Consider the following 19,154-nt stretch of genomic DNA (forward strand, 5'->3'; position numbering starts at 1 on the left):
TGCGAGGATCCGGCGCCATGCAACTAGTACGACAAAATGAAGAAACTGCACCAAAGGCGACCCGCGCGAGATCCGGGAAGCGGGCCGCGCTCCGCGCCACGGCCGCCGCCCTCGCCGCCGCCGCGCTCGCCACCGGCTGCGCCGCAGGATCCGACGACGCCGTGAAGCCGGCCCCGGGGCAGCAGGCCCTGAACGCGCCGCCCGCCCGCGCCCTCGACTCGTACGCCACCAGGCTCAAGGCCGAACAGGCGCACCGGGCCGCCGCCGCCAGGCGCTGGGGCCTGGCGAAGGTGCCGCTCGCCGCGCCCGCGCCGCCCGCGAAGAAGCCCGTCATCACGCCGCGCAAGGGCTTCGAGGTCGACGACCAGGCCGCGCTCGGCCTGCCGCCGGTCTTCACGACCATCCCCACCAAGCACAGAATCGTCTTCCTCACCATCGACGACGGGGCCGACAAGGACCCGCGGTTCCTGAAGATGATGAGCGACCTGAAGATCCCGTACACGGCCTTCCTGACCGACGCCGAGGTCAAGCCCGGGTACGGCTACTTCAAGAAGGCGCAGAACCTGGGCATCACCCTCAACAACCACACGCTGCGCCACCCTTACCTGCCGGGCCTGTCCTACGCGCGGCAGAAGCACGAGATCTGCGGCATGCAGGACGTCATCGAGAAGAAGTACGGCAAGCGGCCCACGCTCTTCCGGCCGCCGTTCGGCGACTACAACCAGGACACCCTGAAGGCGGCCAAGGCCTGCGGCATCAAGTACGCGCCGATCTGGAACGCCGAGGCGTTCGTGGACCGTATGGACTACCGCGAGTGGGACCGGGACATCCACCCGGGCGACATCATCCTCACGCATTTCCGGGGCCGTAAGGACTGGAACGGCACGATGCCCGACATGATCCGCACGTTCATGAAGTACGTCACCGGCAAGGGGTACGCGGTGGCCCGCCTTGAGGACTACCTGTGACAACTCCCCTGGCGGGGGCGGCCGTCAGGGCGGCGGGGGCGCGGCGCGCGGTCGCCTGCGCCCTCGCCGCCGTGCTGCTCTCCGGGTGCGCGCAGTCCGTCGACCCGATCGAGCGCATGGGCAGGAAGGCCGCGCAGAAGGTCCGCCACCACCCGCGGACCGGCACGGGCACGGCGGCCGGGGCCCCGGCTCCCGGCGCCCACCGCCGCTGGGGCCTCGCGGCTCCCTTGGCCCCGGCACCCCCTGCCCACCGGGTGCTCCCACCCCGCGCCCCGGGCGCGGTCCCCCCGGTCGTCGACCACGTCCCCACCAGGGAGAAGGTCGTCTTCCTCACGTACGACGACACGTACCGCGACACGTACGACCATGGCGCGGGGGACGACGCCCGCTTCGTCGACATGGTCCGCGATCTGCGCCTGCCGATCTCGATGTTCCTCACGCACCCCGTCGGGGCCCCCGGCCACGACCACTTCGGCAGGCTCCGCGCGCTCGGCGCCGGCATCGAGAACCGCACCCTCACGCACCCGTTCCTGCCCGGCCTCGGCTATGTGGAGCAGCACGCCGAGATCTGCGGCCAGCAGGACCACCTCAAGGCCCGCTTCGGCACGGCACCGCGGCTGCTCCGCCCGCCCCACGGCACCTACGACGCGGACACCCTGCGCGCGGCGGGCGCGTGCGGCATCGACGCGATCGTTCTCGGACGCGCCTCGACACAGAACGACGCCCTCCGCCCCGGCGACATCATCCTGACCGGCTTCCGGAAGGAAACGAGCCCGACCGAGACGACCGCGCGAACACTGCGCCGTATCCAGGAACAGGGCTTCACGGTGGGGCGCCTGGAGGACTATCTCTGAGCGGCGTGGGTCGCCGACGCGCCGAAGGCCACCACGGCCGAGGGGGGTTTCCCGGCCAGGGATCCGAGCTCCCGTGGCGAGCGGCCGCGCCGGGCGCGGGCCGCCCGAAAACCTCCGCCGCGACGGAGTCGATTGGCACTCCGCTTGACCGAGTGCTAATCGCGGTCATAGTCTCGGCCCTGGCACTCACCACTGGAGAGTGCCAACAGCGACGGGCAGGTCCGGCACCCGCGACGACGGATCCACCTGGTCGCCACCCCAGACTGTTAACCCCGTAGATCTCCGAAGGGGGAGACCGGATCGTGACGACCGCCAGCTCCAAGGTTGCCATCAAGCCGCTCGAGGACCGCATTGTGGTCCAGCCGCTCGACGCCGAGCAGACCACGGCCTCTGGCCTGGTCATTCCGGACACCGCGAAGGAGAAGCCCCAGGAGGGCGTCGTCCTCGCCGTGGGCCCGGGCCGCTTCGAGAACGGTGAGCGCCTTCCGCTCGACGTGAAGACCGGTGACGTCGTGCTGTACAGCAAGTACGGCGGCACCGAGGTCAAGTACAACGGCGAGGAGTACCTCGTCCTCTCGGCCCGCGACGTTCTCGCGATCGTCGAGAAGTAAGCAAGCCGAGAAGCACCTTTGCATTGAACAGCGCCCCTGGCACCCGCGACCGTAAGAAGCCGGGGTCGGGGGCGCGGTTCGTTCACCAGCTTCACCCCTAGTTTTCCGAGAGGGCTGAATCGCTCCCATGGCGAAGATCCTGAAGTTCGACGAGGACGCCCGTCGCGCCCTCGAGCGCGGCGTCAACAAGCTTGCCGACACGGTCAAGGTGACGATCGGCCCCCGCGGCCGCAACGTCGTCATCGACAAGAAGTTCGGCGCCCCCACCATCACCAACGACGGTGTCACCATCGCCCGCGAGGTCGAGATCGACGACCCGTACGAGAACCTGGGCGCGCAGCTGGTGAAGGAGGTGGCGACCAAGACCAACGACATCGCGGGTGACGGCACCACCACCGCCACCGTGCTGGCCCAGGCCCTGGTCAAGGAAGGCCTGCGCAACGTTGCCGCGGGTGCCTCCCCGGCCGCCCTGAAGAAGGGCATCGACGCCGCCGTCAAGGCAGTGTCCGAGGAGCTCCTCGCCACCGCACGGCCGATCGACGACAAGGCCGACATCGCGGCCGTCGCCGGTCTGTCCGCCCAGGACAGCCAGGTCGGCGAGCTCATCGCCGAGGCGATGGACAAGGTCGGCAAGGACGGTGTCATCACCGTCGAGGAGTCCAACACCTTCGGCCTGGAGCTCGACTTCACCGAGGGCATGGCCTTCGACAAGGGCTACCTGTCCCCGTACTTCGTCACCGACCAGGAGCGTATGGAGGCCGTCCTCGACGACCCGTACATCCTGATCCACCAGGGCAAGATCGGGTCCATCCAGGACCTGCTCCCGCTCCTGGAGAAGGTCATCCAGGCCGGCGGCTCGAAGCCCCTCCTCATCATCGCCGAGGACGTCGAGGGCGAGGCCCTGTCGACCCTGGTCGTGAACAAGATCCGCGGCACGTTCAACGCCGTGGCCGTCAAGGCCCCCGGCTTCGGTGACCGCCGCAAGGCGATGCTGCAGGACCTGGCCACCCTCACCGGTGCCACGGTCATCGCCGAAGAGGTCGGCCTCAAGCTCGACCAGGTCGGCCTGGACGTGCTCGGCACCGCACGCCGCGTGACCATCACCAAGGACGACACCACGGTCGTCGACGGTGGCGGCAACCACGACGAGGTCGTCGGCCGCGTCAACCAGATCAAGGCCGAGATCGAGAACACGGACTCCGACTGGGACCGCGAGAAGCTCCAGGAGCGCCTCGCGAAGCTCGCCGGCGGCGTCTGCGTGATCAAGGTCGGTGCCGCGACCGAGGTCGAGCTCAAGGAGAAGAAGCACCGTCTGGAGGACGCCATCTCCGCGACCCGCGCCGCGGTCGAGGAAGGCATCGTCTCCGGTGGTGGCTCCGCGCTCGTCCACGCCGTCAAGGTCCTCGAGGGCAACCTCGACAAGACCGGCGACGAGGCCACCGGTGTCGCGGTCGTCCGCCGCGCCGCCGTCGAGCCGCTGCGCTGGATCGCCGAGAACGCGGGCCTCGAGGGCTACGTGATCGTCTCCAAGGTCGCCGAGCTCGAGAAGGGCTCCGGCTACAACGCCGCGACCGGCGAGTACGGCGACCTGGTCAAGGCCGGCGTCATCGACCCGGTCAAGGTCACGCGCTCCGCCCTGGAGAACGCCGCGTCGATCGCCTCCCTGCTCCTGACGACCGAGACCCTGGTCGTCGAGAAGCCGGCCGAGGAAGAGCCCGAGGCCGGTCACGGCCACGGTCACTCGCACTGACCCGACGCACACATCTGAGGCCCGGTCCCCGTCGCGGGGGCCGGGCCTCGGTGCGTTCCGGATCAGCGGTCGCCGGCGACCGGCACGCTCACATCAGCCACAGCGAGCTGCCCGTGGCGTCGGCCAGTTCGCGGCGGGCCCGGTCACCCGGGTCCGCGGCGGCGAGGCGGCGCATCGCGTCGGCGGCCGCGGGTTCGTCGACGCGGTGCAGGGCGACGGCGAGCAGGGCCAGTTGGAGGCCCAGGTCGAAGGCGTGAGGGGGGCCGGCGGTCAGGCGCCGGGTGCCGCGGTCGAGGGCGGAGCGGATGGTGTCCTGGCAGGCGCCGGTGATCCCGTCGTCCAGGAGCCGCGCCAGATGCCGGTCGAACTGGACCTCGTCCGCGAGGGCGATGAGGGCGCGGGCCGCGTCGATGCGCAGCGCCGCGGTGCCGCGCTCGTCGACCATGTCCGCGCTCGAGGCGACCGCGTCGGCGAGCTGCCCGAAGGTGTCGTCCTGGGAGAAGAAGCGGTCGTGGGACTGGCCGCGCCAGGGCGCGTCGTCGGGTGCCTCTGCGGCGGCGAGCACGGCCGCGTATCCGGCCGGGTCCGCCCAGCTGGTGAGGGCGGCGCAGGCCAGCAGCCGCTCGGCCGGGTCGGCCGAGGTGTCCTGAAGGATCGCGAGCAGGGCGGGAGTGCGCTCCGCGTAGCCGCCGTCCAGCGCGTCGGCGATCACGTCGTCCGGGTCGGCGGGGGCGCCGTCGAAGTCGGTGAACAGCAGCGCGCGCATCTCGGGGCTGGGCTCCCAGTGGTCCGGGGGCGGGGTCTCGGCCATGGTCGTGTTCTTCTTCCTACGAGCCCGCGGTCGGGTGCGGGCCGGTGACGTACTCCTTGGGGACGACCCCGCCGATCAGCCACTCGCCGTCCCGGCGGGTGTTGAGCAGAGCCACGATCCGGTCCGTGACCTTACGGGACTTGGCCTTGCTGAGAGCGAGGTCGTCGACGAACTCCTGGACCTTGTCGGGTTGCAGGTTGCCGGGTACGTCGATGTCGCGCCCGGCGGCCTTGTTGATCTCGTCGCCGATGGAGCCCTGGACGTCCTTGGGCGCGAGGATCTTCACGCCCTCCACCTTGCCCGCGTCGATGTCCTGTTGCAGGCGCTTGTAGTCGACCTGGATCTCTTCCTTGCCGTACACCTTGCCGGTGCCGTTCTCGGGCGCGAACGACGTGTACGGGCTGGACTCCTTGGCCGCCTTGTTCTTGCCGCCGAGCACGTGCTGGAGCGGAGTGGTCGAGCCCTCCGGGTCGGCGGGGACGAGGCCACGGTCCGGGTCGAAGTGCGACTTCCTCAGGCCGCCGCCGAACTTACTGTGGGTCGCGGCGAAGTCGTCGTCCTGGCGGGTCAGCCGGGGCGGCCCGTCGGCGCCGGCGTCGTCGAGCCGGGTCGGCTCGGGGGCCCTGGGGGACTCCGGCGCGGGGGCGGGCGCGTCGTCCAGCTGAGTGGGCCGCGGGGACGCGGGGGCCTCGTCCGGTGTCGCCGGCCTGGGAGGCGTAGGAGCGGGGGCGTCGTCCAGTGAGGTCCTGGGGGCCGGGATGTCGTCGGGTGTCACCGGGCGCGGAGGCGTGGGCGCGGGGGCGTCGCCCTGGGAGACCCGGGGAGGGGCGTGCGTGACGATGTCGTCGAGCTCCGTGCCGAGTTCGTCCGGCACGACCGCGCGGCCACCCGAAGCGGCCACGTCCTCGGCGGCGGTTCCCAGCCCTCGCCCGGCTCCGGACAGGGTCTTCACCGTCCCGCCGATCGCACCGGCCGCTCCGCCGCCGGCCGCGCCGAACGCCGCGGACTTGCCCAGCTCGTCGAGGCTGATGCCCTTGCTCTCGCCGAGGGCGATCGAGAGGGGCTGCGAGACCGCCAGGTCGACGGTGACCGACTCGATGCTGCCGATGGCCGCGGTGGTGAGGGTCGTGCCGACGATGGTGGCGATCTCCGTGGAGACGGTGACGCCGAGGGTGGCGGACAGCTCGACGATCGCCGCGGTGGCCGCCGCGGCGGCGGCCTCACTGATGCCGAAGGTGAAGATGGCAAGCGCGGTGCCGGCGATGATCGTGGCGCCGATGATCTCCAGCTCGTGTTCCAGGTGCTTGACCGCCTTGTGGACGGTGTCCGCGAACTGGTCGAGGGCCTTCGCCATGTCGCGGGCGCCGTCGATCATGTCCTGGAGCCAGCCGCGGCCGTCGTAGTAGTAGCGGCGCCAGAACGGGTCGTCGAAGGCGGAGATCGCCACGCCCTTGTTGTGCGTGATGATGCCGCGGGCCGTCTTGTTCGCGGCCGCGGTGACGTCCTCGATGTCGTCGGCGAAGTCCCGCCACGCCTGGGCCGCGTCCCGCAGACCGTCCTCGTCCGCGGCGGGCCACCACATGCCGGTGACGTCCTGAAGGATTTCCTTGGCCTTGTCGGCGGCACTGCTCACTTGGCGTGTCCCCCGCCGTCGCCCGGCCGGGGTTGGATCTTGCTGAACATCGAGCGGACGAGGTCCTCGTTGTCGATGTGTCCGTCCGCCATGTCGACCATCGCGTCGTGGATGCTGTCCAGGCCCTGGGAGAGGATGCCGGCGGCGTTCTCCATCTTCGTGACCTGCGGCCCGTAGCTCTGGTGGAACTCGGTGCCCTGCTTGTCGTCACCCCACGGAGAACCCGCCGCCGCGAGGCTCGTCCTGAGCTTGGTGAGCGCCTTGGCCAGGTCGGTGCTGTGCGTGTGGAAGTGCGGGGCCGTCGCCTTCAGATCGGCGATCTTGATGTCGAGTATCTCGCCGTCGCCGCCGCTGCCCGTGTCACCCATGGCGCCCCCGTAATCTCCCGCGTCTGCCAGATCGGCACCCAGCACGCTAGTTGATCAAGGTAATTCGCTGTTGTGACGGCATTAAATGGAAGGGAAAATTCCGTTCAAGTCTGCACCAGGTCAGACCTGCCGAGGGCGCCCATCCCCGCTACTGGCCCCGCATGCACGGGCCTTCGCAATCGCACAGGGCGCCCCCTTCGTGCCGGAACCTCCGCTACTGCGGCCCGTACTTGCGCCCCGTCCGCGACGTGACCCCGCCCAGCAGGGCACGCGGCGTCACCTTCACGACGCCCATCAGCGCCTTGTACCGCGGGTCCGGGATCGACAGCGACTTCCCACGCGCGAGATCCCCGAGCGCCGCCGCGACCAGCTTGTCGGCATCCAGCCACATCCAGTTCGGAATGTTGCCCGTGCCCATCCCGGCCCGCTGATGGAACTCCGTCCGCACGAAGCCGGGGCACAACGCCATCAGCCGCACCCCGCTGCCCGCCAGATCCTTCGCCGCGCCCTGCGTGAACTGCACGACCCACGCCTTCGACGCCCCGTACGTGCCGCGCGGCACGAAGGCCGCTACCGACGCCACATTGATCACGCCGCCGCGCCCGCGCTCACGCATCCCCTCCGTCACCGCCGACGTCAGCCGCAGCACCGCCTCGCAGTGCACCTTCAGCATCGTCAGCTCGTCGGCCATGGGCACTTCAAGGAAGTGGCCCTTGTTGCCGAACCCGGCGTTGTTGACGAGCAGATCGACCGCGGCCCTACGGTCCCGCAGCCGCTCCTCGACGGCCGCGATGCCGTCGTCCGTGGCGAGGTCCGCGGTCAGCACCTCGGCCTCGATGCCGTGCCGGTCGTGCAGCTCGGTCGCCTGCTCCTGGAGCCGCTTCGTGTCGCGGGCGACGAGCACCAGATTGTGGCCGTCGGCGGCGAGGCGCCGGGCGAAGGCGGCGCCGATGCCCGCGGTGGATCCCGTGATCAGTGCGGTAGTCATGGAGCAAGGTTAGTGACGCTCCGGTGATGCTCGTGATCACCGGGAGCGCCGGCCCGGCCCGGTCACGCGGACTGCGCGCCGTACTCCTCGCCATACTTGGCGCCGTCCTTGGCGCCGTACTTGTCTACGTACTCCCGGATCAGCCGCTCGACCTCGTGGTGCAGCGCGTCCCCAGCGGCCAGCAACCGTGGCAGCAGCTCGCGCTCGGTCGTCACGGCCCGGAACTCGAAGGCGACGGTCACCTCGTGCTCCGGCCGGTGCACGACCTCGATGGTGTCCCCGGCCCGGATCTCGCCCGGCTCGATCACCCGCAGATACGCGCCCGGCTTCTTCTCCTGCGTGAACCGCTTGACCCAGGTCTTCTCGCCCAGATGCCCTTGGAAGGTCTTGCACGGTATCCGGCTCGAACTCACCTCAAGAAGCAGATCGCGGCCGATCCGCCAGCGCTCGCCGATCTTCGCCCCGGACACGTCGACGCCCTCGGTGGTGAGGTTCTCGCCGAACACCCCGTTGGGCAGCGTCCGGTCCAGGACCCGCTCCCACGCGTCCAGGTCCTCGCGCGCGAACGCGTACACCGCCTGATCGTCCCCGCCGTGGTGCCGCAGGTCGCACACGGCGTCCCCGGCGAGACCGCTGGCGCCGGTCCCCTTCGCCCCGGGCGCGGCCACCCGCACGGGTCCCGTGACCGGCTGCTTGTCGATGCCGGTCACGCCCTCGGGCTGGTCGGTGTACGCGACGGGCGTGGCGCGCCCCAGATTCAGCGACAGGATCTTCATGGCACGGCACGCTACGGGACCCGTGACCAAAGTCGCCACGCATTAATCGGCGTTACCCCCAAGTGCCGCTTATGCTTGAACCATGATCGAGGCCCGTCATCTCCGTGTCCTGCGCGCCGTGGCCGCCACCGGCTCCTTCTCGGCCGCGGCCCGTGAGCTCGGCTGCACCCAGCCCGCCGTCAGCCAGCAGATGAAGGCCCTGGAGACCTCGGCCGGTACGCCGCTGCTGATCCGCACGGGCCGCGAGATGCGCCTGACCCAGGCCGGCGAGGCCCTCGTCCGGCACGCGGCGGGCATCCTCGCCGGGCTCACCGCCGCCGAGGAGGAGGTCGCCGCGATCGCGGGCCTGCGCGCCGGGCGCGTCCGCCTCGTCTCCTTCCCCAGCGGCAGCTCGACGCTGGTCCCGACGGCCCTGGCCGCCCTGCGCGCCGAACACCCGGGAACCCGCGTCTCCCTGGTCGAGGCCGAGCCCCCGCGCTCGGTGGAGATGCTGCGCGAGGGCGACTGCGACGTGGCCCTGGCCTTCCGTTACGAAGGCGCGCACGCCGCGGAGGAATGGGACGACCTCGTCGTACGCCCGCTGCTCGCCGACCGGCTCGTGGGTCTGGTCCCCGAGAGCCACCGGCTCGCCGGGGCGGGCTCGGTGACCATCGACGCGTTCGCGGACGACCCGTGGATCGCGGGCTGCCCGCGCTGCCGCCGCCAGCTCGTCGACGTGTGCCGCGGCGCCGGGTTCGCCCCGCGCATCGACTTCGCCACGGACGACTATCCGGCGGTGGTCGGGCTTGTCGGCGCGGGGCTCGGTGTTGCCGTCCTGCCCGAACTGGCCATCGAGTCCGTTCGGCCCAAGGGTGCACGCACAGTGACGGTGGAGCCGCCCGTACTGCGCGAGATCGTCGCCCTCACCCTGCCCGATCTGTCCCAGGTTCCGGCGGTCGCCGCGACCCTCGACCACCTGGCGAAGGCCGCCACGCGCTGACCCCGCGCGCGGGCGCACCTGGGTGCGCCCGCGGTCGCCGCCTGCGGTCGGCGTATTGCGGAAGTGTTGCAGAAACGTTCCTTCAGTTATGGGCGGCGGTTGCCGCGGTCCCACCGCCACCCGCTGCCGTCGCCGTGACGAGCCGGTTGCGGGCCCGCCCCATCAGCTCTTCGCGCTCGTCCTCGGTGAGCCCGCCCCACACGCCGTACGGCTCACGCACCTGTAGGGCGTGAGCAGCGCACTCCGCGCGCACCGGGCACCTCATGCAGACCTCTTTCGCCGAGTTCTCACGGGCGCTGCGCGCCGCTCCCCGCTCACCTTCCGGGTGGAAGAAGAGCGAGCTGTCGACCCCGCGGCAGGCCGCGAGGAGCTGCCAGTCCCACAGATCTGCGTTCGGTCCGGGAAGGCGGGAGAAATCTGCCATTGCGTTGTCCCCTTGTAGCCGTTGTGACGCGGATACGGTGCCCATGACCGTACATCTACTGTCTAAGGAGATGAAAATATGACTCATTGCGAATCTAGCTACAGACACCAGCAAAAGGGAAGAAAAGCCGCTAAATGGGGCATAGCTTGTGTTGAAAGCTTGAGGGTCCGTTGCGCCGTCTGCGCTGTGTGCGGCCCCTCACGTAGAGTGCCGAACGAGGCCGTCCGACCCGTAACTCTTTCGAGTGACCATCGTTGAGAGTGCGGAGGCGGTTGAAAGAACAAGCGCTCGGGCAACTGTCCGGTTGTTTGCGAGTGTCGACCGCACAGGTGACGATTCGTACAAAGCCTGGAGGCTCAAGGTGACGCGCATCAGCTGCGGAGGACGGACATGACATCCGTCCTCGTCTGCGACGACTCCCCGCTTGCCCGAGAAGCGCTCCGCCGCGCGGTCGCGACCGTGCCCGGCGTGGAGCGCGTGACGACCGCGGCCAACGGCGAGGAAGTTCTCCGCCGCTGGGGCGCCGACCGCTCGGACCTCATTCTCATGGACGTCCGCATGCCAGGCCTTGGCGGCGTCGAGACGGTCCGGCGGCTGCTCTCCGCCGACCCCGGTGCGCGCATCATCATGCTCACCGTGGCCGAGGACCTCGACGGGGTCGCGCTCGCGGTCGCCGCCGGTGCCCGCGGATATCTGCACAAGGACGCCTCGCGCGCCGAGCTGCGGGCCACGGTGACGCAGGCGCTCGCCGACCCGACGTGGCGACTGGCCCCGCGTAGACTGCGCTCGGCCGAGATGGGCGCCGCGCCCACACTCACCGCGCGTGAGATCCAGGTGCTGGAGGGCATGAGCCACGGCCGGTCCAACGCCGAGATCGGGCGTGAGCTGTTCCTCTCCGAGGACACGGTCAAGACACACGCACGCCGACTCTTCAAGAAGCTCGGCGCATCGGACCGCGCGCACGCCGTGGCGCTCGGCTTCCGCTGGGGCCTGGTGAGGTAGCGCCTCCCTGGTCCGGCCCGCCCATGAGGGGCCGGTGTTCCCCGTCCGTCGCAGGGCGGACGGGGCCGCGAGAGGTGCGGGCCCCACCCGCCGCACCACGGCTTTTCGCCGCTTCGCGAGTGATGCCGCATCCTTGAGGTGTGGAGTTCCTCGGGGACGACGAGTCGGGCGAGCAAGGTCAGCGAGAGGGGAGGGCGCAGGAGATGAGTTCCGGCGCACCCGCTCATAACGCTTCGGTGCACAACCCAGGGCGCGGTGCCACGGACCGCGCGTCGGCAAGGCACCATGGACCGATGCGTGACGACGAGGCAGTGACCCCGCGCGGGGTCGTCGGTACGCTCGTCGGCCGCGCCGTCGACGGCGACGAGCAGGCCACGCATGATCTGCTCGCGCACGTCCACCCCCTGGCCATCCGCTACTGCCGGACGCGTCTCTCCCGACTCCCGGGCGACGCACGGCATTTCGTGGAGGATCTCGCTCAGGAAGTCTGTGTCGCGGTACTGCTCGCGCTGCCGCGCTACAAGGACACCGGGCGCCCGTTCGAGGCGTTCGTTTTCGCCATTGCCGCGCACAAGGTCGCCGATCTGCAGCGCGCCGCCATGCGCGGCCCCGGCTCGACGGCGGTGCCGTCGGACGAGATGCCGGAGCGGCCCGACGACTCCCTCGGGCCGGAGGAGCGGGCGCTGCTGAGCAGCGACGCCGAGTGGGCCAAGAAGCTCCTCGCGAACCTCCCCGACAACCAGCGGGAGCTGCTGCTTCTGCGCATCGCCGTCGGACTCACCGCCGAGGAGACCGGGCAGATGTTGGGCATGTCACCCGGAGCCGTGCGCGTCGCGCAGCACCGGGCGCTGAGCCGCCTGCGAGCACTCGCCGAGCAGTAGCACAGGGCCCCGGCCGCCTACGTGGGAACGTACAAAGTAGGCCGATGATCTTGATCGTGGAATGAGACACCTATAGTTCCCGTTAGCATGGACATCCGCACCGATCAAGGCCATTTGGGGAAGGTGTCATGACTGCAAACGTCGACGGAGTGCCCGAGAAATTCGCGACGCTCGGGTTGACCTACGACGACGTGCTGCTGCTGCCGGGCTCTTCGGAGGTCCTCCCGAACGCGGTCGACATCTCGTCCCGCATCTCCCGCAACGTCCGCGTGAACATCCCGCTGCTCTCCGCCGCGATGGACAAGGTCACCGAGGCGCGCATGGCCATCGCCATGGCGCGGCAGGGTGGCGTCGGTGTGCTGCACCGCAACCTGTCGATCGAGGACCAGGTCAACCAGGTCGACCTCGTGAAGCGCTCCGAGTCCGGCATGGTGACCGACCCGATCACGGTGCACCCGGACGCGACGCTGGCCGAGGCCGACGCGCTGTGCGCCAAGTTCCGCATCAGCGGCGTCCCGGTGACCGACCCGGCGGGCAAGCTGCTCGGCATCGTCACCAACCGCGACATGGCCTTCGAGAACGACCGCAGCCGTCAGGTCCGTGAGGTCATGACGCCGATGCCGCTCGTCACCGGCAAGGTCGGGATCTCCGGTGTCGACGCCATGGAGCTGCTGCGCCGCCACAAGATCGAGAAGCTGCCGCTGGTCGACGACGCGGGCATCCTCAAGGGCCTCATCACGGTCAAGGACTTCGTGAAAGCGGAGAAGTACCCGAACGCCGCGAAGGACGCCGAGGGCCGGCTCCTCGTCGGCGCCGCCGTCGGCGCGAGCCCCGAGGCGCTGGAGCGCGCCCAGGCGCTGGCCGGAGCGGGCGTGGACTTCCTCATCGTCGACACCTCGCACGGCCACAACAGCAACGCGCTGAACTGGATGGCGAAGATCAAGTCCAGCGTCGACGTCGACGTCATCGGCGGTAACGTCGCGACGCGTGACGGCGCGCAGGCCCTGATCGACGCCGGTGTCGACGGTGTCAAGGTCGGCGTCGGACCCGGTTCCATCTGTACGACGCGTGTGGTCGCCGGTATCGGCGTCCCGCAGGTCACGGCCATCTACGAGGCGGCGCTCGCCGCGCGGGCGGCCGGTGTCCCGGTCATCGGCGACGGCGGCCTGCAGTACTCGGGCGACATCGGCAAGGCGCTCGCCGCCGGCGCCGACACGGTCATGCTGGGCAGCCTGCTCGCCGGGTGCGAGGAGTCCCCGGGCGAGCTGCTGTTCATCAACGGCAAGCAGTTCAAGTCCTACCGCGGCATGGGTTCCCTCGGGGCGATGCAATCCCGTGGCCAGGGCCGCTCGTACTCCAAGGACCGCTACTTCCAGGCCGACGTGGCCTCGGACGACAAGCTGGTCCCCGAGGGCATCGAGGGCCAGGTGCCCTACCGCGGCCCGCTGGCCAACGTGCTGCACCAGCTCGTCGGCGGCCTGCGCCAGACGATGGGCTATGTGGGCGCCGCCGCCGTGGACGAGATGGAGTCCAAGGGCCGCTTCGTCCGCATCACGTCCGCGGGTCTCAAGGAGAGCCACCCGCACGACATCCAGATGACGGTCGAGGCGCCGAACTACAGCCGCAAGTAACACCGACGCCGGTGTGAGGGGCGGCCCCGGATTGCCGGGGCCGCCCCTCACTCGTGTGTCGGGGATACTGGACACGCAGACCCAGAGGGAAAGGCCCACACAACGTGACTGAGATCGAGATCGGGCGCGGCAAGCGCGGCCGCCGCGCGTACGCCTTCGACGACATCGCCGTCGTTCCGAGCCGGCGCACCCGCGACCCGAAGGAGGTCTCGATCGCCTGGCAGATCGATGCCTACCGCTTCGAGCTGCCGTTCCTGGCCGCCCCCATGGACTCCGTCGTCTCGCCGGCGACCGCGATCCGCATCGGCGAGCTGGGCGGGCTCGGCGTGCTGAACCTCGAAGGTCTGTGGACCCGGTACGAGGACCCGCAGCCGCTGCTCGACGAGATCGCCGAGCTGGACACCGACAATGCCACGCGTCGCCTCCAGGAGATCTACGCGGCCCCGATCCAGGCCGACCTGATCGGGCAGCGCATCAAGGAGGTGCGCGACTCCGGTGTCGTCACCGCCGCCGCGCTCTCCCCGCAGCGCACCGCCGAGTTCTCCAAGGCCGTGGTGGACGCGGGCGTCGACATCTTCGTGATCCGGGGGACCACCGTCTCCGCGGAGCACGTGTCGGGCGCCGCCGAGCCGCTGAACCTCAAGCAGTTCATCTACGAGCTCGACGTGCCGGTGATCGTCGGCGGCTGTGCCACGTACACCGCCGCGCTGCACCTGATGCGGACCGGTGCCGCGGGCGTTCTGGTCGGCTTCGGCGGCGGGGCCGCGCACACGACGCGGAACGTGCTGGGCATCCAGGTGCCGATGGCCACGGCCGTCGCCGACGTCGCCGCCGCCCGCCGTGACTACATGGACGAGTCCGGCGGCCGGTACGTGCACGTCATCGCCGACGGTGGCGTGGGCTGGTCCGGCGACCTGCCCAAGGCCATCGCGTGCGGCGCCGACGCCGTCATGATGGGCTCGCCGCTGGCCCGCGCCACGGACGCGCCGGGCCGCGGTCACCACTGGGGCATGGAGGCCGTCCACGAGGACGTGCCGCGCGGCAAGAAGGTCGACCTCGGGTGCGTGGGGACCACGGAAGAGGTGCTGACCGGGCCCTCGTCCACGCCCGACGGGTCGATGAACATCTTCGGCGCGCTGAAGCGGGCCATGGCCACGACCGGGTACAGCGAGCTCAAGGAGTTCCAGCGGGTCGAGGTGACGGTCGCTGATTCCCAGCACCGGCGCTGACGCTGTGTCGTAGCAGGAAATGGGTCGGGCCCCGCCGAATCGGCGGGGCCCGACCTTTCCGCTGTGCGGGGGTGTTACTGGGCCGCGCGCTTGGCGGCGCCGAACGCCGCGAACGCGCCGACGGCCAGGAACAGGTAGGTCTTGATGTCCGCCTCGTGCTGCCACGCGTCGGTGATGAGGCTGAAGTTGTCGAAGAGTGCCTTGATGAACGAGATGTGGGCGTACTCGCCGAGCGCCATCGCGTACCCGGTGAGCTGCCCCAGGTAGACCGCGCCGAGCGAGAGCAGGGCGCAGACGAACGGCAGCACGGTGTTGCGGCCGCCGATCTTGCCTGCGGCGAACCCTATGACGAGGCCGACCGCCACCGCCGCGTAGCCGATCTCGTGCTCGGTGGCCTTCATGACGGCGCCGTAGATCCAGGCCGTGAGGAAGGCCAGGACGACGGCGGCGACTATGCCGAGGGCCGTGTTGCCGCTGCGCCCCACCGGCGGCGCGGGAGGCATGAAGCCTCCCGGGGTGGCCTGCTGCTGCGGGAACGGGGTGTACGGCTGTTGCGGCTGCTGTTGCGGGTAGCCGTAGCCCGGCTGGGGCTGCTGCTGCTTCTGCGGCTGCTGCTGGGCGTACGGGTTGCCGTCCTGCGGCTGTGGGTGTGGCGGCTGAGTCATGCGGTCCCCCGAAGAGTGAACATGGGCACGGGTGTGCCCAGAGAGGCCGCAGAGTAGCAGTCAGAGACGATGGGCGGCGCCCGCCGGAGTCGCCCCCCTGGTGTCCAGGAGGAGCTGGGCCTTGACCGCCAGGCCCTGGAGGTCGTAGGTGCGGTGGTGCTGGAGCAGGATCGTCAGATCGGCGTCGGCCGCGGCCTCGTAGAGGGAGTCGGCGCGCGGGACCGGACGTTCCAGGACGTTCCATGACGGGACGTACGGGTCGTGGTAGCTGACGGCCGCGCCGAGTTGCATGAGACGGGTGGCGATCTCCTGGGCGGGGGCGGCCTGTTGGTCGGCGAGGTCGGGCTTGTACGTGACGCCGAGGAGCAGGACGCGGGCGCCGCGGGCGGACTTGCCGTGCTCGTTGAGGAGCGTGGCCGCGCGCTGGACCACGTAGGCCGGCATGTGGTTGTTGACCTGGCGGGCCACTTCCACCATGCGCAGGGGGCGGGCCGGGAGGTGGCGCGAGGAGAGGTCCTGGGGGAGCGCGTGGCCGCCGACGCCGGGGCCGGGGCGGAAGGCCTGGAAGCCGAAGGGCTTGGTCTCGGCGCAGCGGATGACGTCCCAGAGGTCGACGCCGAGGTCGTGGCAGAGGACGGCCATCTCGTTGACCAGGGCGATGTTGACGTGGCGGTAGTTCGTCTCCAGGAGGTGGACGGTCTCCGCCTCGCGGGGGCCGCGGGCGCGGACGACCTTGTCGGTGAGGCGGCCGTAGAAGGCCGCCGCCGATTCCGTGCAGGCGGGGGTGAGGCCGCCGATGACCTTGGGGGTCGCGGCGTAGGCCTGTGCGCGGTTGCCGGGGTCGAGCCGGCCCGGGGCGTGGGCCAGGTGGAAGTCGCGGCCGGCGCGCAGGCCCGAGCCCTCTTCGAGGAGGGGGAGCAGGACGGTCTCGGTGGTGCCCGGGGGGACAGGGGATTCGATGATCACCGTCGTGTGCGGGCGGAGGTGGGCGGCCAGGGTGTGGGTCGCCTCGATGACGGGGGCGAGGGAGGGGGTGCCGTCGGCCCCGGGCGGGGTGGGCGCGCAGATGACGGCGGTGCGGACCCGGCCCAGTTCGGCGGGGTTCGCGGTGGGGCGGAAACCGCCGGCGAGCATCCGGCGGACGTCGGCGGCGGTCAGGGCCGCGTCGTCGCCGGCGCCGGGGATGCGGCCCGCGGCGAGGTCCTGGGCGCGGGCCGGGTCGTGGCCGACAGTCGCGATCCTTGCGGCGACGGCGGCCTGCGCGAGCGGCAGGCCGAGGTGGCCGAGGCCGACGACGGCGAGATCTGCGGGCATGGCGATGGCCGTCCTTCCCGGAGGCGGACCCGGCTTCTAGCCGGAGTGGGACGAGTGCGCAAGTCCGGTGGACAGGATGGACGAGCGCAATGTCAGACTAGGAGTAAATATGACCGATATGCGGTATTGCGCGGCCTTGGGTTGCGGAGTGTTGCCCGGCCGTGGAGTGCGGCCCTGCCGTCCTCGTGGTGGCTGAAATCGGGCAAGGGGGGAAGAATCGGGGCATGCCGCATCCGGTCCCCTGCTTGCGTCCCGCGAGCCCGGGTACATCTGCCGGTGAGGCCGGCGCCTATGACAGCGGGAGGCAGCAGTGAAGGCAGCGACACTGGGACCCGAGCAGCGTGCGGAGGCCCTCGCGGCGATGGCCGAGGGCGAGCTGGACATTCTTGTCGTGGGCGCCGGGGTGGTCGGCGCGGGGACCGCCCTGGACGCGGTGACGCGCGGCCTGTCCACCGGCCTCGTCGAGGCGCGGGACTGGGCCTCGGGCACGTCGAGCCGGTCCAGCAAGCTGATCCACGGCGGGCTCAGGTACCTGGAGATGCTGGACTTCACGCTCGTACGAGAGGCGTTGAAGGAGCGGGGGTTGCTGCTTGAGCGGCTCGCGCCGCATCTCGTGAAGCCCGTGCCGTTCCTCTACCCCTTGCAGCACAAGGGGTGGGAGCGGCTGTACGCGGGATCGGGCGTCGCCCTGTACGACGGCATGGCCATGGCCCGCGGGCACGGGCGCGGGCTGCCGATGCACCGGCACCTGACGCGCAAGCACGCGCTGCGGGTCGCGCCGTGCCTGAAGAAGGACGCGCTGGTCGGCGCCCTTCAGTACTACGACGCGCAGATGGACGACGCGCGGTACGTCGCGACGCTGGTGCGGACCGCCGCGATGTACGGGGCGAAGACCGCCAACCGGGCCCGGGTCACCGGCTTCCTCCGGGAGGGCGAGCGGGTCGTCGGGGCGCGGGTCCAGGACGTGGAAGGCGGCGGAGAGTACGAGATCCGGGCCAAGCAGGTCGTCAACGCCACCGGGGTGTGGACCGACGACACGCAGGCCATGGTCGGGGAGCGCGGGCAGTTCCACGTGCGCGCCTCCAAGGGAATCCACCTCGTCGTGCCGAAGGACCGGATCAACTCGACGACCGGGCTGATCCTGCGGACCGAGAAGAGCGTGCTGTTCGTCATCCCGTGGGGGCGGCACTGGATCGTCGGCACGACGGACACGGAGTGGGACCTCGACAAGGCCCATCCGGCGGCGTCCAGCGCCGACATCGACTACCTCCTCGAGCATGTGAACTCCGTGCTCGGCGTGCCCCTCACCCGCGACGACGTGCAAGGGGTCTACGCCGGTCTGCGCCCGCTGCTCGCCGGGGAGTCCGACGCCACCAGCAAGTTGTCGCGCGAGCACACCGTCGCGCATCCCGTACCGGGGCTCGTCGTCGTCGCCGGCGGCAAGTACACGACGTACCGCGTCATGGCGAAGGACGCCGTGGACGAGGCCGTGCACGCGCTCGACCAGCGGGTCGCCGAGTGCGTGACCGAGGACGTGCCGCTGGTGGGCGCAGAGGGGTACCGGGCGCTGTGGAACGCGCGGGCGCGGATCGCCGCCCGCACCGGGCTGCACGTGGTGCGCGTCGAGCATCTGCTCAACCGGTACGGGGCGCTGGCCCAGGAAGTGCTGGAGCTGATCACCGCGGATCCCGGTCTCGGGGCGCCGCTGAGCGCGGCCGACGACTATCTGCGGGCGGAGATCGTGTACGCGGCCTCGCACGAAGGGGCCCGGCACCTCGACGACGTGCTGACGCGGCGGACCCGGATCTCCATCGAGACCTTCGACCGGGGTACGCGGTCCGCGCGGGAGGCCGCCGAACTGATGGCGCCGGTGCTCGGCTGGGACAAGGACCAGGTGGAGCGCGAGGTGCAGCACTACGAGAAGAGGGTGGAGGCGGAGCGGGAGTCGCAGCTGCAGCCGGACGACCTCACGGCCGACGCCGCCCGGCTCGGGGCGCCGGACATCGCACCGCTCTGACGGACCACTGACAGAACTCGGCCACCGGCAAGCCGTGTTCGACGCCCCGGCGCGCAGTGGCCGTGTGCGGGGCGGGCGTTGAAGGGCGTTACCGGAGGGTCGCTGTTTCCCCGGTGGTCAGGAGGGTTGTGGCCGAGGCCTTGCTCTTGGTGACGAGCAACGGAAGAGTGGCGCCCACAAATGGATCAACGGGTGGCGTGCTGCCCGGATCCAGCCAGAAAGAACCGCCGCCACAGGTATGGCCCGGAGTGTC

18 protein-coding genes are annotated in these 19,154 nt (G+C 70.5%); 10 read left to right on the forward strand and 8 right to left on the reverse strand.

The window, feature by feature from the left end:
• Positions 1-17: 17 nt before the first annotated feature.
• From ACIREE_RS08110 to groL, 4 genes are all read left to right on the forward strand, one after another.
• The gene (locus ACIREE_RS08110) at positions 18-968 is read left to right on the forward strand and encodes a polysaccharide deacetylase family protein (protein WP_404147928.1); all 951 of its coding nucleotides are present in this window, start codon (positions 18-20) and stop codon (positions 966-968) included.
• Positions 965-1,822: a polysaccharide deacetylase family protein gene (locus tag ACIREE_RS08115; RefSeq protein WP_404147931.1), complete on the forward strand. Its 858-nt coding sequence runs from the start codon at positions 965-967 to the stop codon at positions 1,820-1,822. The genes ACIREE_RS08110 and ACIREE_RS08115 overlap by 4 nt, the downstream gene beginning before the upstream one ends.
• A gap of 302 nt (positions 1,823-2,124) precedes the next feature.
• Complete coding sequence (groES, locus tag ACIREE_RS08120; RefSeq protein WP_266486653.1) at positions 2,125-2,433, forward strand: co-chaperone GroES; 309 nt, start codon at positions 2,125-2,127, stop codon at positions 2,431-2,433.
• Positions 2,434-2,560: 127 nt separating this feature from the next.
• Entirely contained in the window at positions 2,561-4,183 is a 1,623-nt protein-coding gene (gene groL, locus ACIREE_RS08125; protein ID WP_404147935.1) for a chaperonin GroEL, read from the forward strand.
• A gap of 88 nt (positions 4,184-4,271) precedes the next feature.
• On the opposite strand, the gene ACIREE_RS08130 is transcribed toward groL, so the two are convergent.
• The 5 genes from ACIREE_RS08130 to ACIREE_RS08150 form a co-directional block, all read right to left on the reverse strand.
• A complete protein-coding gene (locus tag ACIREE_RS08130) occupies positions 4,272-4,994 on the reverse strand; it encodes a hypothetical protein (protein WP_404147938.1) in 723 nt (240 codons plus the stop codon).
• Between the two features lie 16 nt (positions 4,995-5,010).
• The gene (locus ACIREE_RS08135; RefSeq protein ID WP_404147940.1) at positions 5,011-6,627 is read right to left on the reverse strand and encodes a hypothetical protein; all 1,617 of its coding nucleotides are present in this window, start codon (positions 6,625-6,627) and stop codon (positions 5,011-5,013) included.
• Entirely contained in the window at positions 6,624-6,995 is a 372-nt protein-coding gene (locus ACIREE_RS08140; protein WP_404147943.1) for a WXG100 family type VII secretion target, read from the reverse strand. Before ACIREE_RS08140 ends, ACIREE_RS08135 begins: the two co-directional genes overlap by 4 nt.
• A 214-nt stretch (positions 6,996-7,209) precedes the next feature.
• Positions 7,210-7,983: an SDR family NAD(P)-dependent oxidoreductase gene (locus ACIREE_RS08145; RefSeq protein ID WP_404147946.1), complete on the reverse strand. Its 774-nt coding sequence runs from the start codon at positions 7,981-7,983 to the stop codon at positions 7,210-7,212.
• Between the two features lie 62 nt (positions 7,984-8,045).
• A complete protein-coding gene (locus ACIREE_RS08150; protein ID WP_404147949.1) occupies positions 8,046-8,759 on the reverse strand; it encodes an MOSC domain-containing protein in 714 nt (237 codons plus the stop codon).
• Between the two features lie 82 nt (positions 8,760-8,841).
• On the opposite strand from ACIREE_RS08150, the gene ACIREE_RS08155 reads away from it, so the two are divergent.
• A complete protein-coding gene (locus ACIREE_RS08155; protein ID WP_404147952.1) occupies positions 8,842-9,738 on the forward strand; it encodes a LysR family transcriptional regulator in 897 nt (298 codons plus the stop codon).
• A gap of 82 nt (positions 9,739-9,820) precedes the next feature.
• Here the strand turns inward: ACIREE_RS08155 and ACIREE_RS08160 are convergent, their stop codons facing one another.
• Entirely contained in the window at positions 9,821-10,162 is a 342-nt protein-coding gene (locus ACIREE_RS08160) for a WhiB family transcriptional regulator (protein WP_404147954.1), read from the reverse strand.
• A gap of 390 nt (positions 10,163-10,552) precedes the next feature.
• On the opposite strand from ACIREE_RS08160, the gene ACIREE_RS08165 reads away from it, so the two are divergent.
• The 4 genes from ACIREE_RS08165 (at position 10,553) to ACIREE_RS08180 (ending at position 14,905) form a co-directional block, all read left to right on the forward strand.
• Entirely contained in the window at positions 10,553-11,164 is a 612-nt protein-coding gene (locus ACIREE_RS08165; RefSeq protein ID WP_003948568.1) for a response regulator transcription factor, read from the forward strand.
• A gap of 293 nt (positions 11,165-11,457) precedes the next feature.
• Positions 11,458-12,045: a sigma-70 family RNA polymerase sigma factor gene (locus ACIREE_RS08170; RefSeq protein WP_404147957.1), complete on the forward strand. Its 588-nt coding sequence runs from the start codon at positions 11,458-11,460 to the stop codon at positions 12,043-12,045.
• A gap of 128 nt (positions 12,046-12,173) precedes the next feature.
• The gene (gene guaB / locus ACIREE_RS08175) at positions 12,174-13,676 is read left to right on the forward strand and encodes an IMP dehydrogenase (protein WP_404147961.1); all 1,503 of its coding nucleotides are present in this window, start codon (positions 12,174-12,176) and stop codon (positions 13,674-13,676) included.
• 104 nt (positions 13,677-13,780) lie between these two features.
• Positions 13,781-14,905, forward strand: coding sequence for a GuaB3 family IMP dehydrogenase-related protein (locus tag ACIREE_RS08180; RefSeq protein WP_404147965.1), 1,125 nt, complete (start codon positions 13,781-13,783; stop codon positions 14,903-14,905).
• A 74-nt stretch (positions 14,906-14,979) separates the two neighbouring features.
• Here the strand turns inward: ACIREE_RS08180 and ACIREE_RS08185 are convergent, their stop codons facing one another.
• Both ACIREE_RS08185 and ACIREE_RS08190 read right to left on the reverse strand, forming a co-directional pair.
• Complete coding sequence (locus tag ACIREE_RS08185; protein WP_404147968.1) at positions 14,980-15,570, reverse strand: hypothetical protein; 591 nt, start codon at positions 15,568-15,570, stop codon at positions 14,980-14,982.
• Positions 15,571-15,630: 60 nt separating this feature from the next.
• Positions 15,631-16,884 (reverse strand): nucleotide sugar dehydrogenase, encoded by a 1,254-nt coding sequence (locus ACIREE_RS08190; protein ID WP_404147971.1) that lies wholly within the window; start codon positions 16,882-16,884, stop codon positions 15,631-15,633.
• Positions 16,885-17,194: 310 nt separating this feature from the next.
• Between ACIREE_RS08190 and ACIREE_RS08195 the strand changes: the two genes are divergently transcribed.
• Positions 17,195-18,901: a glycerol-3-phosphate dehydrogenase/oxidase gene (locus ACIREE_RS08195; protein WP_404147974.1), complete on the forward strand. Its 1,707-nt coding sequence runs from the start codon at positions 17,195-17,197 to the stop codon at positions 18,899-18,901.
• Positions 18,902-19,154 lie beyond the last annotated feature (253 nt).

The sequence above is a fragment of the Streptomyces sp. NPDC102467 genome (genome assembly GCF_044765445.1).
Taxonomy (GTDB): Bacteria; Actinomycetota; Actinomycetes; order Streptomycetales; family Streptomycetaceae; genus Streptomyces.

Coding starts and splice junctions, on each gene's coding strand:
- ACIREE_RS08110 (WP_404147928.1), top strand. CDS start 18: ATGCAACTAGTACGACAAAATGAAGAAACTGCACCAAAGGCGACCCGC.
- groL (WP_404147935.1), top strand. CDS start 2,561: ATGGCGAAGATCCTGAAGTTCGACGAGGACGCCCGTCGCGCCCTCGAG.
- ACIREE_RS08130 (WP_404147938.1), bottom strand. CDS start 4,994: ATGGCCGAGACCCCGCCCCCGGACCACTGGGAGCCCAGCCCCGAGATG.
- ACIREE_RS08140 (WP_404147943.1), bottom strand. CDS start 6,995: ATGGGTGACACGGGCAGCGGCGGCGACGGCGAGATACTCGACATCAAG.
- ACIREE_RS08145 (WP_404147946.1), bottom strand. CDS start 7,983: ATGACTACCGCACTGATCACGGGATCCACCGCGGGCATCGGCGCCGCC.
- ACIREE_RS08150 (WP_404147949.1), bottom strand. CDS start 8,759: ATGAAGATCCTGTCGCTGAATCTGGGGCGCGCCACGCCCGTCGCGTAC.
- ACIREE_RS08155 (WP_404147952.1), top strand. CDS start 8,842: ATGATCGAGGCCCGTCATCTCCGTGTCCTGCGCGCCGTGGCCGCCACC.
- ACIREE_RS08160 (WP_404147954.1), bottom strand. CDS start 10,162: ATGGCAGATTTCTCCCGCCTTCCCGGACCGAACGCAGATCTGTGGGAC.
- ACIREE_RS08165 (WP_003948568.1), top strand. CDS start 10,553: ATGACATCCGTCCTCGTCTGCGACGACTCCCCGCTTGCCCGAGAAGCG.
- ACIREE_RS08170 (WP_404147957.1), top strand. CDS start 11,458: ATGCGTGACGACGAGGCAGTGACCCCGCGCGGGGTCGTCGGTACGCTC.
- guaB (WP_404147961.1), top strand. CDS start 12,174: ATGACTGCAAACGTCGACGGAGTGCCCGAGAAATTCGCGACGCTCGGG.
- ACIREE_RS08185 (WP_404147968.1), bottom strand. CDS start 15,570: ATGACTCAGCCGCCACACCCACAGCCGCAGGACGGCAACCCGTACGCC.
- ACIREE_RS08190 (WP_404147971.1), bottom strand. CDS start 16,884: ATGCCCGCAGATCTCGCCGTCGTCGGCCTCGGCCACCTCGGCCTGCCG.